This window comes from Streptomyces sp. NPDC004647 (assembly GCF_040609575.1).
GTDB lineage: Bacteria > Actinomycetota > Actinomycetes > Streptomycetales > Streptomycetaceae > Streptomyces.
Window position 1 is genome coordinate 1 of sequence record NZ_JBEXKU010000040.1, and the last position, 15,338, is coordinate 15,338.

Genomic DNA, 15,338 nt, shown 5'->3' on the forward strand with positions numbered 1-15,338 from the left:
CTGGCCTCGCACGATTGTCCAGACCTGCGTGGTTCACCTCCTGCGCAACAGCTTCCGTTACGCGGCCCGCCAGGACTGGGACAAGGTCGCCAAAGCCCTCAAGCCCGTCTACACCGCACCCAGTGAAGACGCGGCGACGGAGCGGTTCGGGCAGTTCCAGGAAGCCTGGGGCCGGAAGTATCCGGCGATCATCAAGCTGTGGGAGAACGCGTGGGCCGAGTTCGTGCCCTTCCTCTCCTTCGACGTCGAGATCCGGAAGGTCATCTGCTCGACGAACGCGATCGAGTCCGTGAACGCCCGCATACGCAAGGCCGTCCGGGCCCGCGGACACTTCCCCAACGAGGCCGCCGCCCTCAAGTGCGTCTACATGGCACTGATGAGCCTCGACCCGACCGGCAAGGGCCGCAAGCGATGGACCATGCGCTGGAAGGCACCCCTCAACGCATTCCAGATCGCCTTCGAGGGCCGGCTCACCCCGGCCAACAGCTGAACCTCAACAACCAAGATCAGCCGTTAAATTGACACACCCGGCCTCGCGATGGCCAGCCTGGGGGTGTCGCCGACCCACGTGACCTCGTACTGCTGGTCGAGAGAGCGGATCTCGTTCTTCTCCGGGACCAGGCGCATACGGACCTGGAACACTCGACTCACCTGGGTGCGGACGAAGAAGGTCTGCCAGGCCGGGTCCAGGATGCGCCACTCGGCCACCAGGTCGGCGCCCTCCTCGCGGCCGTCCCGGACGACGTACGGGACATCGGGGCGGTTGAGGCCGAGCAGAGCCGCGTGGACCTCGGCGGCGGATCGCTGGGCGACACCGTCGGCGGGGCGCTTGGTTCCGGTCAGCTTGTCGAAGAGTCCCATGAGATCAACCTATGAGGAGTCGGATGATGCCCCTGCCCGCTGCGTATTGGGCGGGTGGGACCGAGACATGGCGCTTGAAGTGCCGGGTGAGGTGCGCTTGGTCGTGGAAGCCGACTTCAGTGGCGACCCGGGCCGGTGATCGGCCTTGCAGGAGCTGCTTGCGGGCCAGCTCGATGCGGGCCCCGGTGACGTAGGCGTGAGGGCTGACGCCGTACTGCCGTTTGAAGCTGCGAACCAGGTGGGGGATGGTCCGGTCGAACAGTCCGGCGGCTTCGACGAGTGTGACCTTGGTGGTGACGTGACCGTCCAGGAAAGCGCGCAGCCGATGGGCGAGGTTCGGTTCAGGTTCGGGGATGGCGGCGGTGCGCAGCTCGAGGTGACGGCTGAACCGTTCGGCGATCATGGCCAACCGGGCGTCGGTGTCGAGCTGGTCGGGGGTGACGAGACGGTCGTGCAGCCGGCTGATGGCGAAGCGGAGTTCGTGGTCGTGAAAGGTGGAGATGTCCACGGAGGCGCCGACGAGACGCGTGGGGAGGAAGGTGCTGTCGAGGTAGAGGCAGCGCTTGCGGAACCGGCCGTAGCGCTCTGAGGGATAGCCGTTGTGGACCACGCCGGGCGGGAGGATGGAGACGCTGCTGCCGACTGCGCCGTGGTGGCGGGTGTCGAGGTCGTAGCGGATGGCGCCGTCGTCCACGATGAGGACGGTCCAGGTGTCGTGGCAGTGGGCGGGATAGCGGTAGTCGACGATGCGGGCGTGGAACACCTCGGAAACTCCGGGGACCGACGGCCGCCACGCCATGACCCGACACGAGTCGGGAATTTCCTCTGTCACATCAAGAACGTACAAGACCTCTCGTGCGGGCTTCGCCGAGGATCGGGCTCATGGATACGAAACTCGTCAACCTGACCGAGGCGCTGGCCTCCTTCGACGACGTCTACAGCCCCCGGGTCGTGGCGCGCATGAATGACTACGAAGTAAGGATCGCCCACACCTCAGGGGAGCATGTCTGGCACGTCCACGACGACACCGACGAGTTCTTCCTGGTCCTCGACGGCCGGTTCGACGTCGCCATGCGCGATGCCGACGGCAGGGAGACCACGGTCGAGCTGCGTAAGGGGGACACGTTCGTCGTCCCGCGGGGCACCGAGCACAAGCCGTCGTCGCAGGGCGGGTCGATCCTCATGTTCGAGCCTTCGGGGACTTCGACGACCGGGGACCGCTACGAGGGAGAGATCCCGGACCACGTGGACAGCACCACCGGCCACGAGCTCACATAAGACTTCAAGAACTCCCGCGGCACTCGGGCGGCGGGCGGCGGTACGGCGGCGGATGGAGCAGATCTCGGGCTGCGTGCTGGTGGCCCTCGGCATCCGAATGGCACTCGACGGCTGACCCGTCATTGCCGTCACTCCGCCTGGGGGAGTCCTGCCCGCTCCCGGAAGACTTTGGATACGGCGCCGAACGCCTTGAGGCTGTCCGACGACTCCGGTTCGTTGTCGCCCGCGCATCCCGCCATCTCCGGTCACCTTCCGTGCCGCCACCCGTCGCCTTGGTCAACCCGCTCATCGGCGTGGGACGCGGGCACGCGGAGGATCAGCGGGGGCTCGGTTCCTGCCGCGCGGGCTCATGCTCTGCGCCGGCGCCGGCGGTTCTGGGTGCGATGAACAGTGTGGCCGCGAGCGCGAGGACCAGCATCCCGGCGCAGACGTAGCTGGAGACTTCGAGGGCCGTGGCCATGGCCTCGCGTGCGGCGTCCGCGGCCGTTGCCGTCTGTGGGGCGTTGGAGAGTGAGGGGATCACCGATCCGGCGCTCTGCGATACGACTCCGCTGAGCTGTTCGGCGTCCCGGCCCGAGAGCCCGGTGCTGGTGAGGCGGTCGCGGAGGCTGGAGGTGAGGGTGCTGAAGAACAGCGTGGTGAGTACAGCGATGCCGAGCGCGGCGCCCAGTTCGCGTGCCGCGCTCTGGATGCCCGACCCCTGTCCGGCGCTCTCGGCGGGTACGTCCACCAGGACGACGTTGGTGACTTGCGCCGTGGCGAACCCGACGCCGATGCCGTAGATGAACAGTGCGATCGCGATCAGCCACCAGGTGCTGTCGGTTGCGGCGATCAGTCCCAGCATCACCAGACCGGCGGCCTCCAGGAGCAGACCGATCCGTACCTGCGTCAGCGCGGAAGCGGTCATGGAGAAGCTCGCGCCGCTGGCGCAGAAACTGCCCGCGGCGAGAGCGACGAGCGCGAGACCAGCTTGGAACGCGCTGTAGTCCAGAGCGAACTGCAGCCACAGCGGCATCACCGCGATGATGCCGAACTCGCCGAGGCCGACGAAGAGCGTCACGACGTTGCCGTTGCGGAACGAGGGGATCGAGAGCAGCCGCACGTCCATCAGCGGCTCGTCATTCCTGCGGCCGAGCGCTGCCTGCCGGCGCCAGAACGTGAGCAGGACCAGGGCCGATACGAGGAAGGCGACAAGGACCGGAGAGGGACCGCCGCTCCACGAGAGCCCGCCGATGGACAGGGGCTCGGTGGTGATCAACCAGCCGTGGGTGCGTCCTTCGATCAGGGCGAATGCCAGCGAGCCGAGCCCGATCGCCGACAGGACGCCGCCGGGGACGTCGATACGCCCCGTGGTGCGGGGTGACGCGGGCAGGTAGAACAGAGCGCCTGCGATGATCGCCGCCACGAGCGGGATGTTGATGCCGAAGGCCCAGCGCCAGGAGAAGTCCGCGAGCCAGCCGCCCAGCAACGGACCGACAGCCGCGGCGGCACCGATGGTCGATCCCCAGATGGCGAATGCCTGACCTCGGGCCTTGCCAGTGAACGTCGCGTTCACCAGGGCCAACGATGTCGGCAGGATCATCGCACCGCCGGCGCCCTGCAGGAACCGCGCCAGGATCAGCAGGCCGCCGTTGGGCGCGATCGCGGCCACCACGCTCGTCACGCCGAACACGACGAGGCCGATGAGGAAGATCTTGCGGGCGCCGTGCAGGTCGGAGAGGCGTCCGGTGATCAGAAGCAGCGCGGCGAAAACGATCGCGTAGGACTCCTGGATCCATTGGGCCTCGACGGAGTCGATCGCGAGGTCGTGGATGATCGGAGCGAGGATCACGTTGACGATGGTGATGTCCACGACGATCAGGGCCACGCCCAGGGATACGGCGATGAGGCCCAACCATTGGCGTATGGGAGGGGATTTGACTGTGCCGTCCAAGATGACTCCACTCAGAGATACCTTTGTGGCAAAGGTAGTTAGCTTTGCCGCAAAGGTAAAGTGGGAGGGGTAGGTTGTCAAACCGCGTGACAGAGCGCGCATCACCTGCGCACATCGGAAAATGGAGCATGCCCATGGAGAAACCGGAGTCCGGCAACGTTGAGGTCCAGCGCGATCGCCTCATGGACGGGCTGCGAGCGTTCGGCGCCAACTACACCGAGTTCACCCGGCGCTTCGCGACCTGGTTGGGCCTGCACTCCACCGACGCCGCAGCGCTGGCCGAGATCCTCTACGCCGAGGACAAGGGTTCACCCCTGTCCCCCGCCCGGCTGGGCGAGCGCATCTCCCTGTCCTCCGGCGCGACGACCATCCTGCTGAACCGCCTCGCACGGGCGGGGCACATCGTCCGCACCCGTGAGCACACCGACCGCAGGATCGTGACGCTGCGCAGCAGCCCCGGCATCAGACCGCGGGCCGAGGAATTCTTCGGCCCCTACGGCGAACGCATGGCTACCGAGATGTCGCAGTACACCCCCGAGCAGCTTCAGCAGTTCGAGGACTTCATCAACCACCTTCGCAGCACCATGGATTCGCTGCTCGCCAACGAATACCAAGAGCCCCGACCGGCGGCCCGTCCCTCACCGGGCGACACCTGACCAGCGAGTGCCTTCCCCCCGACGCTCGCACGTAGCCTGGCCATCGCGGCTGCGCAGACGCTCTCCGGCCATCGCAGGAACCGCCGTGGTCCATGGAGATGGCCGTGGAAGGCGGTCCAGCCGGGTGGTTCACCCCAGCCCCGGCAGGCTCCGCAGCTCGCTGATCTTCAGGATCCGTGCGAGCAGCACGAAGAGGACGAGCATCGTGACGCCTCCTGCGGTCAAGCCCAGAACGGGCGCCCATGTGCTCGATGTGACGGTGGTGGCGCAGGTGCGGGCCGCGAACCAGCCCAGCGTTCCGGCCGCGAGAGCAGCGGTCGTCAGCTTGACATAGGTGCGGCACAGTCTCTTGCCGTCCAGTCGGCCGCCGAGGCGTCGTCGCAACAACAGCGCGGTGATGAGCAGGCCGATGGCGTAGGAGGCGGCGTAGGCGCCGCCGATTCTCGGACTCCGTCCGAGCGCGACTTCGGAGTCGGGCGTCCGGGGCTCTTCGGGTGTGCCGCGGTCCGCTCGGGCGGGTGGCGGCCCACGGCGAGCAGCGGATGGACCGTAGAGCCGAGTCAGGCGGCATCGGTTCGCGCCGCGGCGACCACCACCGTGGCGTAGTGCATCGTGAAGCTGCCTCCCACTGCGTCGATGGCGGCGCCGATGCCCGCCAGCACCTCTTCCAGCTTGGCCGGCGGGAGCCGGGTGTGGCCGCCGGTAGTGGGCAGTTGGTCCAGCCACTCGTCCCGGGTGTAGGACCGCTCCCAGTCGAATCGCCACTGCTCCGGCTCGCTTAACGCGCCCACCTCTCGGATGCCGTCGGCTGCTTTGGTGCACAGCGCCGAGTACCCGTCCGAGCCGGTCGTCCACTGGCGGGAGGCAAGCGAATCGGGCATCACCCGGCGGTAGACCGCGGAGAAGGCTTCGGCCACCTCGGGCGACGGTTGACCCCCGTTCCAGAACACCGCCAGCCGGCCACCAGGCCGCAGCGCCTCGGCCGCCTTCGCCGCTCCCGCGACCGGGGCCATCCAGTGCCAGGTCTGCCCGGAGACGACGGCATCGAATGCTCGGCCGGCAGGCTCCCAGGCTTCGAACGCCGCCACCTCGACCTCGAGCCCGCGCTGTCGCGCCGCCCACTCGGCCATCCGCGCGTCGACCTCGACCCCGAGCACCCTGCAGCCGGCCGCTTGGAACTGCCGGGCCGCGATGCCGGTACCGATGCCGACGTCGAGAAAGTCGGGCCCGGGGCTTTCTGCGACGATCCGCTCCACCATCGCGTCGGGATAACGGGGCCTGGCTCGGTCGTAGCGTTCGGGGTCCGAGCCGAACGACTCCGCTATCTGTCGGGCTCGATGAGGCTCGAGTTCGGAGAGACGTGCTCGCTCCGGCGGTATAGTGGGCATGTGCCCACTATAAGTGGGCACATGCCCACTCGTCGACCGGGTGGGGCGGAGCGAGGACAGGAGGAATGCACGATGCCGACAGGCGTGGCCATCCGCGATGCGCGCGACCAGCTGTTCGACGCCGCCGAGCGCGTCCTGCTCCGGGACGGGCCGAGCGCGCTGACCAGCCGGGCGGTCACCACGGAGGCAGGCTGCGCCAAGGGCGTGCTGCACCGGCACTTCGCCGACCTCGACGCCTTCCTCGCCGAGCTCGTGCTGGACCGCATCGCCCGGATCGACAACCAGGCCGCCGCCCTGCGCAACTCCGCCGGGACCGGCACCGTCGCCGGCAACCTCACCGGCGCGCTGATGGCCCTGTTCGGGTCGGTCGCCGTGGCGATCGTCGGCCTCGTCACCTCCCGGGATGACCTGCGCGCCCGGCTGCGCCAGGCCAGGCCGACCGGCGTCCCGGTCCTGACGGACGCTGCGGCCATGATCGCCTCCTACCTCACCACCGAGCGGGAACTGGGCCGCGTCGCGGCGGATGCCGACGTCGACACGCTCGCTCCCACGCTGATCGGGGCCGTGCACATGCTGTTCGCCGACCGGAAAGGCACCCCGTCCAAGGCTGGAGCTGTCCACAAGGTCGTGACCACGGTCATCGTCGGCGTCGTCCAAGAACCGCTGCCATGAACGGCCACAGCAAGCCCGCACCCGGGGAATCGGGCACCGGTGCGCGCAAAAGCTCAGCCTGGCGGACGGGTCCAACTGGGCTGAGCTCGGGCGTCTGCAGGCTGCCCTCATCGACCTGACCGCCGGGGCTCCGGTCGGTGCTGTGGCCCACGGCTGCGGCTCCAGCACCCCCAGCGCCCAGGGCATGGGCACTCTCCAGAGACGCTCCAGGTTGACGTAGGCGGCTCATCGACCGGGCGGCGGTGCGGCGCCGGATGGAGCAGACATCGAGCTGCGTGCTGGTCGTTCCGGGCATCCGGATGGCACTCGACGGCTGACAGGGCGAGGCGCTCGCCATCAGCGGAAGTAAAGAAAGTTTGACACCATGTCGGCCCTGCTTTACGTTCATGCATGTCAAGTTTGTTTTACATAGGAGCGGGCGTGACATACGAAGAGAAGCGCGCGTGGATCATGGCGGTGGTCTCGGTCGGCGCATACGCGGCCTACCTGAGCATCGTTCTTGGGCGAGCGGACCACACCCCTCTCACCGAGGTGTCGTACGTGTCGACGCTGCTGTGGACCATCGGTGCCGCGATCGCCGCGGCGATCGTGCTCAACATCGTGGTCGCGATCGCCTCCCCCGAGGGCGCCAACAAGAAGGACCAGCGCGACAGGGAGATCGGTCGCTTCGGCGAGTACGTCGGCCACTCATTCGTCGTCATCGGCGGAGTGACGGCACTCGGCATGTCGATGGCCGAACTGAACCACTTCTGGATCGCCAACGCGATCTACGTGGCGTTCGTCCTGTCGGCGATCCTCGGATCTGTGGCCAGGATCTTCGCCTACCGCCGGGGCTTTCAGTCATGGTGAAGCCGACCAGAGTCACGAATGCGATCCGGTCCCTGCGCTTCGCGCACGGAGAGATGACACAGGCGGACCTGGCAGATCGCATCGGCGTGACCCGACAGACCGTCATCGCGATCGAAGGGGGCCGCTACTCGCCGTCCCTGGAGATGGCCTTTCAGATCGCCCGGGTGTTCGGCGTGCCCCTCGACGAGGTGTTCCAGTACCCGGACAGTCCAGGAGAGACACCATGAAGGCAATCGTTCAAGACACGTATGGCTCACCCGACGTCCTGGAACTCAGGGACACCGCCGAGCCGGTGGCGGGGGACGACGATCTGCTCGTGCGGGTGCACGCGGCCGGCGTCGATGCGGGCGTCTGGCACCTCATGACGGGCATGCCGTACCTGCTGCGCATCATGGGCTACGGGTTGCGCACGCCCAAGGTGCGCGTTCGGGGCATGGATGTCGCCGGGCGCGTTGAGGCGGTCGGCAGGAACGTGACCCGGTTTCAGCCGGGCGATGAGGTGTTCGGCGCCTGCGACGGCTCCTTCGCCGAGTACGCCTGCGCCCGAGAGGACAGGTTCGCGCCGAAGCCGGCGAACCTCAGCTTCGAACAGGCGGCGGCCGTCCCCATCTCCGCATTCACCGCCCTGCAGGGGCTTCGCGACCAGGGGCGGGTGCAGCCGGGGCAGAAGGTCCTGATCATCGGTGCGGCGGGCGGCGTGGGGGCGTTCGCGGTGCAACTGGCCAAGATGTTCGGAGCGCACGTCACCGGCGTGTGCAGCACGACGAAAGCGGACCTGGTCCGATCGATCGGCGCGGACGAGGTCATCGACTACACCAGCGACGATTTCGCGGACGGGGCGCGTCACTTCGACCTCATCCTGGACGCCGCGGGCAACCGTTCGCTGTCACACCTCCGGCGTGCCCTCACCCCCAAGGGCACTCTTGTCATCGTCGGAGGTGAAGGTGGCGGACGGTGGTTCGGCGGCACCGATCGCCCGCTCCGGGCGCTGATGCTGTCACCGTTCGTGAGTCAGAGGCTGCGGGGGCTGATCTCCGCGGAGCGCACGGAGGACCTTCAGTACCTGCGGAAGATCATCGAGGACGGCAAGGTCATGCCGGTCATCGACAGAACCTATCCGCTCCACGAAGTCCCCGAAGCCATCCGGTATGTGCACGACGGACACGTACGCGGCAAGGTCGTCATCACCGTGTGATGCGCGACCAGGCCCCCGCCGAGGCTTCCCCTCTCAGCGTTCAGCTTCTCCGCCTCTCTGCCGTCACTCCGTGACCGTGAGCACCGCCACCGACTCCGGCGGGAGGCGGAGCAGCCCGTCGTCCGCAGGGGGGCCGCACGCCTCCCATGCCGTCAGCAGGGTCGCGTACTCCGCCCCGACCGGCACCTTCGCCTCCGCCTCCGGGGAGAGGTTGACCGCGATCCGCACCGCGCCCCGGTGCACCATCAGCCAGCGCTCCCCGGCGGCGTACGAGACCTCGGCACCGTACGAGACCTCGGTGGCGCTCAGGTCCGGGTCGGTCAACTCGGGGCGGGCGCGGCGCAGCGCGATCAGCTCGCGGTGCCAGGCGAGGAGCCGGGCATGCGGTTCGCGCTCCGGCTCCGACCAGTCCAGACAGGACCGGTCCCGGGTGGCCGGATCCTGTGGGTCGGGGATGCGCGACTCCGCCCATCCGTGGGCGGCGAACTCCCGGCGGCGGCCGCCCCGTACGGCTTCCGCCAGTTCCGGATCCGTGTGGTCGGTGAAGAACTGCCAGGGCGTGCGCGCCCCCCACTCCTCGCCCATGAACAGCATGGGCGTGAAGGGGGACGTGAGGACGAGGGCGGCGGCGCAGGCGAGCAGCCCGGGGGAGAGGTGCGAGGACAGCCGGTCGCCCAGCGCCCGGTTGCCGATCTGGTCGTGCGTCTGGGCGTAGGCCAGCAGCCGGTGCGCGGGCGTCGTACGGGGATCCAGCGGCCGGCCGTGGCAGCGGCCCCGGAAGCCGGAGTAGCTGCCGTCGTGGAAGAAACCGCCGGTCAGGGTCTTGGCGAGAGCGGCCGGGGCATCGCGCGCGAAATCGGCGTAGTAGCCCTGCGCCTCGCCGGTGAGGGCGGTGTGCAGAGCGTGGTGGAAGTCGTCGTTCCACTGGGCGTGCAGACCGTGGCCGCCCGCCTCACGAGGCGTGGTGGTCCGAGGGTCGTTGAGATCGGACTCGGCGATGAGGAAGAGCGGGCGGCCGGTCTCGGCGGCCAGCGCGTCCACGGCGGCGGACAGCTCGGTCAGGAAGTGCTCGGCACGGGTGTCGTGCAGGGCGTGCACGGCGTCGAGCCGCAGGCCGTCCAGCCGGTAGTCGCACAGCCAGCCGAGCGCGCTGCCCAGCAGATACGCGCGCACCTCGTCGGAGCCGGGGGCGTCGAGATTGACGGCCGCGCCCCACGGGGTGTGGTGGGTCTCGGTGAAGTACGGCCCGAAGGCCGGAAGGTGGTTGCCCGAGGGGCCGAGGTGGTTGTGCACCACGTCCAGGACCACCCCGAGGCCGTGGGCGTGGGCCGCGTCGACGAAGCGTTTCAGCCCGTCCGGCCCGCCGTACGGCTCGTGCACCGCCCACGGCGACACGCCCTCGTAACCCCAGCCGTGCGTGCCGGGGAAGGGGCACACCGGCATCAGCTCGACATGGGTGATCCCCAACTCGGCAAGCCGGGCCAGCCGTTCGGCGGCGGCATCGAACGTGCCCTCGGGGGTGTACGTGCCGATGTGCAGCTCGTAGAGCACCGCTCCGGGCAGCGCTCTGCCGGACCACGAGCGCTGCTGCCACAGGAACCGGGAGTGGTCCACGACGGCGCTGAGCCCGTCCGGGCCGTCCGGCTGGCGGCGGGAGCGGGGGTCGGGCAGGACGGGGCCGCCGTCGAGCGAGAAGCCGTAGCGGGAGCCGTGCCCGGCCGGGGCGTGCACCTGCCACCAGCCGTTCCGCACCGGGTCGCGCGCCATGCGGTGCGTGCCGCCCTCCGCGTGCAGCTCGGCTTGTCCGGCCTCCGGTGCCCACACCTCGAACAGCATTGACGGCTCCTCGCCTCGTCGGTCAGCCGGCGTTCTCGTCCGGTGACGCGAGGGAGCCCTCGGTCAGCGGATCGCCCGACGCGGCCGAGACGTCCAGGGTGTGCACGGTGCCGTCCTTCTTGATCTCGATGATCGGCACGGCTTTGCGCTCGGGGGAACCATCGTTCTCCAGGGCGATGAGACCGCTCGCACCCCGGACCGCGTGGTCGCTGCCGCCGAGCACGTTCCAGACCTGGATCACGCGCGAGCCGGTCACCTGGCCGCTCTCCTCCGCACGATCGGCCACGAGCCGGGCCCCGGACAGCGCGGTGAGTACGGCGTCATGGCCCATGATGGCCTGCCCGTCGTCCAGCGTCTCGTCGGAGAAGTCCGAACGGTACCGGCCCTTCGGCCCGAACGATGTGACGGCCAGTCCCGGGTACGCGCTCGCCCGCTCCTGCCACGCACCCTGGTGTGCCAGCCCGGTGTAGAACAGCCGCACCTTCCCTCTGTTCAATGTCTGCTTGATCTCCTTGAATCCCTCGTGCGCCGCAGACTGCGAGACGTCGTCCCCGGAGAAGACGACCAGCTCGCGACCTCCGCACGAGTGGTCCGCGAGCGGCGAGAGGAACTCCGGCAGATCGACTCCGCGGCCGGCGAAATAGATGATGTCGGGCTTGGCGGCGCACAGCCTGCCGATCCGAAGCTTGAATGCCGTGCCCACTCCTTCCTGGGAGGAGTCGTACCGCTCGACTCTCCGGACCAGCCGGTCGCGGGGCAAGGCGTCCCGGAACGCCTTGCCCAGGGTGCGGGTGTACTGGTCGCCCGGCCGGTCGTCCTGAATCACCAGCACCCGCTTGCCGGCGTACTCCTTGCGCTGGAGGTACGCGGCCGCGGCAGCAGCCTGGTCGCCGTTCGTGGGAGCCACTTGGGCCAGGCCGTTTATCCTGCTGAGCGTGTCGGCGGTGAGGACCGAGCTGACGGCGGCGAGGTGCAGCCCGCCCTGCTTCCCGTCCTTGGTGATCCTGCGGATCATTTTCTCGGTGGCGGCGGTGCTGGTGCCCAGGCCCGCGACAGCGACGATGTTGTCCTTGGGGATGCGCTCCTCGATCCGCTTGAGGGCGGTATCGCGCTGCTTCTCGTTGATGCCGCTGTTGGCAAGCAGCAGCTTGACCTTGGGAGTGCTGCCGTACCAGCTCGTGTGGTTCGCCTGGTACTGCGCGGTGTAGGCGCCCTGGAGCTCATGGCGCACCGAATGGGGGGTGTTGGTGTCCTGATCCGTGGGGAGCAGCGGCATCAGATAGACGAGGCTGACGTAGCTGGTCCCCTTCTTGTGCGCCTTGTCGACTCTTTCGTTCTCCTTGCGGATCAGCTCCGAGACGGCGGTGAGGTTGTCCCCTGTCTTCTCCGTGCCGTCGGTGAAGCGGTACGAGCCGTCGGTCAGACCCACGCACTGCTCGGGGTCACCGCCCCCGACCCGCTCCACCCCCTGCGCGCAGGATGTGTCCACCGGTTGCAGCGACCAGACCAGGAAACTTCCCACGAGTGTGAGCAGAGCGATGCCGGACAGCGCGTTCCAGGGCCAGCGGGCCCACAGTGGTCGGTTGCTCACCCAGGATCCAGGCGACATGACGGTTCCTCCCCGTGGTGTTCGTTCGGTACTGCGTTGCTGCTGGTTGCTGCTCGTCGGTGCTCAGTCGGTGTAGCGGGCGGCTTCGTCCAGCAGCGTGTCCGCGTCGGCGTCGGCCGCCATGGCCAGCTGCCGGAACATCGCCCCGATCTTGAAGTTGAGCTCGGGGCTGCCCGGCGGCAGCCGGTTGCGCGGATCTCCTGCCAGCCAGAGGGCGGCGCAGAGTTCGGCCAGCGGCCGGCCCCGCGCGCGGTCCCCGTACGCCTCGGGCGCGTGCTCCCGGGCCAGCTCGCCGGCCCGGCGCCGCGGCGGCGCGTCCGACAGTTGCGCGCGGTACATGGGAGCGGCGGTCACGTGGTACAGCTCTCTGAGCCAGGGCCGCAGATCGGGGGCGGTGAGACCGGTGATGAAGTACCGCACCACCTCCTGGAGTTCGTTCAGCGCCAGCCGGTGGTACAGCGAGTCCAGTGGCTGGCCGTGCCGGTGGTGCCAGTCGGCGAGCGTGCGATGGATGGCCTCCCACTCCTCCACCGATCCGGCCGGTGGCCCCGACAGCTCGTCGAGCAGCAGCAGGCGCAGCCACGGGTGGAGCACCGGGCGGCCGTCGAGGGTGCTGTCCGCGGAGTCGGCGGCCGTGTCCCCGTTCGGCCCGGGGTGTTGCAGATAGCCCGACGGGCCCGTGCCGCCACGGGTGTTGGCGTCCTCGGGGACCGGTCTGGTCAGCCACAGCCTGTTGCGCAGCTCGCGCATCACGGTGTCCCGGGCGTGCTCCGGCTGCCCGTTCAACAGGCCCGAGTTGACGGCCGACTTCGGCGTACGGGCGGCGGCTATCCGGGTCGCGGCGGTGCGCTGGCTGTCGGTGAGGCCGGTCAGCAGATAGGCGCGGACTGCCGTGGCGAGTTGGGACCCGCGCTCCGCCCCCGGGCCCGCCCCCGCGTCGGGCGCCGAGTCCGGTGCCGCGTCCGGTGCCGGGCCGGCCCGCGGTACGGGGGTGTCCAGGAGGCCGCGCAGGTCGTCCGGGGTGTGTTCCAGCAACCGGTCGATGGCGGTGTGGAGTTGGAGCACGCTCCAGGGATGGCCGTAGGTGAGCCGGTGCACGAGGGGAGTGCTGCGGGTCAGCAGTCCTGCCTCCGGCCTGCCCGTCCGTCGAGCGGTCTCCGACTCGTGGCGCGACGCCTCCAGAGCGACCTCGACCTCGTCGAGATCGCGCAGCCGCACCGGGTACCACCATTCGGTCAGCGGCCGGCCCGAGCGCGCCCGCCAGGCGGCATAGGAAGCACCCTCCGGGCGGTGGATGTGCGGGTCGTCGGGGCTGCCGTCGCTGGGTCCCGGCACCGCCTGCGTGGTGGCGCCCGCCGCCACGACGAGCAGCGGATCGTACGCTTCGGAGCGGGCCCGCTCGGTGCGCAGGCTCAGCAGCGTCTCCAGAAAGCCGCTGCTGCCGCTGTTGCGGTCGATGTCGTCCAGCAGTGCCAGGCAGTTGTGCTCGCGGCGGCCGCGGGCGTATCCGGCGCCGAGGTCCTCCAGAAAGGCCAGGCACAGCCGGCGGTCCACGTAGCCCCGGTCGGTAGGGATACGGCTGCGGGCGCGCCGGTTGAGCTCGACCAGCTCCTCCAGCGCGTCGGCCGAGCCGGACGAACCGGGCGATCCGTACGAGGCCAGCGCCCGGTTGAGGAAGGTGCCGGCCGGCATGTACTCGAAGCCGCGCAGCAGGACCCCGATGATCAGGTCTATGCCCGGCACGGGGGAGAGTCCGAGGGTCTCGACGAGACCGGCGATGCCCTCGCCCGCGTCGGCCGCCGCTCCCCGGTTGCGGGCCCGGCGCAGCGCGCCGCGCAGCTCGCGGGTCGCCTGGCCGCGGTCGGTCAGCGACAGCTGCGGCTGTACGGCGAGCAGGCCGAGGAGTAGCCGCGGGAAGCGGAGCGGTCGGCTGCCGCGGTGTTTGCGCGCCAGGAGGAAGGCCAGGTGCAGGGCCACCTCGTGCGGGCGCTGGTCGGCCGCGGCGGCGAAGTCGATACGGGCGACCGGGGCGCCCTCGGTGACGCCCTCGAGGTGGTCGAGCGCATGTGTCTTGCCGCTGCCGGGGCGGCCCAGCAACGCGATCACGGGAAGCGGACGATCCGGCTCGGTGGAGGGGCGCAGCCAGCACTCGTGGACCAGACCTGCAACCTCGGCCAGTCCGGCAGGTGGCATCTGTAGCGCGTTCGCCATCAATCCCCCTTCCGCACGCGGGCCATTGCTGCGTTGCGCGGATGCCCCCGTGTGATCGCGAGGCAACATCGTGTCACGAAATGGCCTTGTGCAGCATGGGAAATGACATGCCGTCACAATCTTCGGCAACTGCCTTCCGGCCGGTTCGACGAGCGGGGTGTGCCGCGGCGGTCCGACAGCCCTGAGCCCCCGTGGCGGAGTCCGTATCGCCCGGGCCCGGCAGCCCTCGTACTGGACACCTCGCGCCACCCGGCCGGAGAATCAGCCCGTGACGTCCCACGAAATCCCGACGCCCCCGCCGCCCGCCTCGCTGCCGGCGCGGCTGTCGGACGCCGACCGGGACCGCGTCATCGAGGTGCTCCGCGAGGGGGCGGCTCAGGGGCGGCTGTCCCAGGACACGTTCCTGCGCCGGATGGAACTGGCCTTCGCCGCCCGTGGGCGCGACGAGCTCGCCGCGCTCACCGCCGACCTTCCGCAGGAGAGCAAGGTGTCCCGGCTGGTCTTCGGCTCGGTCGCCAGGATCTCGTCGTTCTCGGTGCGGCTGCGCAGGGCCTGGCTGACCGAGCGGCTGCCCAAACTGATGTTCCCCGAGCCCGGCCCCTGCCCGCTGCGGATCGGCCGTGACCCGGGGAACGGGCTGCGCCTCAATGACGACACCGTGTCCCGGGTGCACGCCGAGCTGGTCCGCGAGGGCGGCATCTGGGTGCTGCGCGATCTCGGCTCCACCAACGGCACCTGCGTCAATGGCCGCCGGGTGACGGGCCGGGCCGCGGTGCAGCCGGGCGACCAGGTGACCTTCGGCCGAATCAGCTTCCGCCTCGCCACCCGCTGACGGCGTAGGTGTGCGGTA

General features: G+C 69.4%; 16 protein-coding genes and 1 pseudogene. 8 read left to right on the forward strand and 9 right to left on the reverse strand.

Going from position 1 to position 15,338, the window contains the following annotated elements:
- Positions 1-490: transposase (locus tag ABZW18_RS18990; RefSeq protein WP_356188743.1), on the forward strand; the 490-nt coding region annotated here is incomplete at its 5' end.
- A 23-nt stretch (positions 491-513) separates the two neighbouring features.
- Here the strand turns inward: ABZW18_RS18990 and ABZW18_RS18995 are convergent.
- Positions 514-861: a hypothetical protein gene (locus ABZW18_RS18995; RefSeq protein ID WP_356188745.1), complete on the reverse strand. Its 348-nt coding sequence runs from the start codon at positions 859-861 to the stop codon at positions 514-516.
- Positions 862-865: 4 nt separating this feature from the next.
- On the reverse strand, positions 866-1,693 hold the full coding sequence (locus ABZW18_RS19000) for an AraC family transcriptional regulator (protein ID WP_356188747.1): 828 nt from the start codon (positions 1,691-1,693) through the stop codon (positions 866-868).
- Between the two features lie 50 nt (positions 1,694-1,743).
- Between ABZW18_RS19000 and ABZW18_RS19005 the strand changes: the two genes are divergently transcribed.
- Positions 1,744-2,139: a cupin domain-containing protein gene (locus tag ABZW18_RS19005; protein WP_356188749.1), complete on the forward strand. Its 396-nt coding sequence runs from the start codon at positions 1,744-1,746 to the stop codon at positions 2,137-2,139.
- A 131-nt stretch (positions 2,140-2,270) separates the two neighbouring features.
- Here ABZW18_RS19005 and ABZW18_RS19010 read toward each other — a convergent pair.
- Both ABZW18_RS19010 and ABZW18_RS19015 read right to left on the reverse strand, forming a co-directional pair.
- Positions 2,271-2,378: pseudogene (locus ABZW18_RS19010) on the reverse strand (transcriptional regulator); the annotation flags it as partial.
- A gap of 77 nt (positions 2,379-2,455) precedes the next feature.
- Positions 2,456-4,072 carry a DHA2 family efflux MFS transporter permease subunit gene (locus ABZW18_RS19015; RefSeq protein WP_356188751.1) on the reverse strand — a complete coding sequence of 539 codons (1,617 nt, stop codon included), beginning with the start codon at positions 4,070-4,072 and terminating at the stop codon, positions 2,456-2,458.
- 128 nt (positions 4,073-4,200) lie between these two features.
- On the opposite strand from ABZW18_RS19015, the gene ABZW18_RS19020 reads away from it, so the two are divergent.
- The gene (locus tag ABZW18_RS19020; RefSeq protein WP_356188753.1) at positions 4,201-4,728 is read left to right on the forward strand and encodes a MarR family transcriptional regulator; all 528 of its coding nucleotides are present in this window, start codon (positions 4,201-4,203) and stop codon (positions 4,726-4,728) included.
- A gap of 129 nt (positions 4,729-4,857) precedes the next feature.
- Here ABZW18_RS19020 and ABZW18_RS19025 read toward each other — a convergent pair whose 3' ends face one another.
- Positions 4,858-5,115 (reverse strand): hypothetical protein, encoded by a 258-nt coding sequence (locus tag ABZW18_RS19025; protein WP_356188755.1) that lies wholly within the window; start codon positions 5,113-5,115, stop codon positions 4,858-4,860.
- Between the two features lie 173 nt (positions 5,116-5,288).
- Positions 5,289-6,116 carry a class I SAM-dependent methyltransferase gene (locus tag ABZW18_RS19030; protein WP_356188757.1) on the reverse strand — a complete coding sequence of 276 codons (828 nt, stop codon included), beginning with the start codon at positions 6,114-6,116 and terminating at the stop codon, positions 5,289-5,291.
- Between the two features lie 72 nt (positions 6,117-6,188).
- Between ABZW18_RS19030 and ABZW18_RS19035 the strand changes: the two genes are divergently transcribed.
- The 4 genes from ABZW18_RS19035 to ABZW18_RS19050 all read left to right on the forward strand — a co-directional run bounded on the left by ABZW18_RS19035 (position 6,189) and on the right by ABZW18_RS19050 (position 8,832).
- Positions 6,189-6,788: a TetR family transcriptional regulator gene (locus tag ABZW18_RS19035; protein ID WP_356188759.1), complete on the forward strand. Its 600-nt coding sequence runs from the start codon at positions 6,189-6,191 to the stop codon at positions 6,786-6,788.
- A 420-nt stretch (positions 6,789-7,208) separates the two neighbouring features.
- The gene (locus ABZW18_RS19040; protein WP_356188761.1) at positions 7,209-7,637 is read left to right on the forward strand and encodes a hypothetical protein; all 429 of its coding nucleotides are present in this window, start codon (positions 7,209-7,211) and stop codon (positions 7,635-7,637) included.
- On the forward strand, positions 7,631-7,864 hold the full coding sequence (locus tag ABZW18_RS19045; RefSeq protein ID WP_356188763.1) for a helix-turn-helix transcriptional regulator: 234 nt from the start codon (positions 7,631-7,633) through the stop codon (positions 7,862-7,864). Before ABZW18_RS19040 ends, ABZW18_RS19045 begins: the two co-directional genes overlap by 7 nt.
- Positions 7,861-8,832 (forward strand): NAD(P)-dependent alcohol dehydrogenase, encoded by a 972-nt coding sequence (locus tag ABZW18_RS19050; RefSeq protein WP_356188765.1) that lies wholly within the window; start codon positions 7,861-7,863, stop codon positions 8,830-8,832. The genes ABZW18_RS19045 and ABZW18_RS19050 overlap by 4 nt, the downstream gene beginning before the upstream one ends.
- A gap of 63 nt (positions 8,833-8,895) precedes the next feature.
- Here ABZW18_RS19050 and treZ read toward each other — a convergent pair whose 3' ends face one another.
- The 3 genes from treZ to ABZW18_RS19065 form a co-directional block, all read right to left on the reverse strand.
- Positions 8,896-10,668 carry a malto-oligosyltrehalose trehalohydrolase gene (gene treZ, locus ABZW18_RS19055; RefSeq protein WP_356188766.1) on the reverse strand — a complete coding sequence of 591 codons (1,773 nt, stop codon included), beginning with the start codon at positions 10,666-10,668 and terminating at the stop codon, positions 8,896-8,898.
- Positions 10,669-10,690: 22 nt separating this feature from the next.
- On the reverse strand, positions 10,691-12,259 hold the full coding sequence (locus ABZW18_RS19060; RefSeq protein WP_356188768.1) for an ABC transporter substrate-binding protein: 1,569 nt from the start codon (positions 12,257-12,259) through the stop codon (positions 10,691-10,693).
- Between the two features lie 81 nt (positions 12,260-12,340).
- Entirely contained in the window at positions 12,341-14,488 is a 2,148-nt protein-coding gene (locus ABZW18_RS19065) for a hypothetical protein (RefSeq protein ID WP_356188770.1), read from the reverse strand.
- 268 nt (positions 14,489-14,756) lie between these two features.
- Between ABZW18_RS19065 and ABZW18_RS19070 the strand changes: the two genes are divergently transcribed.
- On the forward strand, positions 14,757-15,320 hold the full coding sequence (locus ABZW18_RS19070; RefSeq protein WP_356188772.1) for a DUF1707 and FHA domain-containing protein: 564 nt from the start codon (positions 14,757-14,759) through the stop codon (positions 15,318-15,320).
- Positions 15,321-15,338 lie beyond the last annotated feature (18 nt).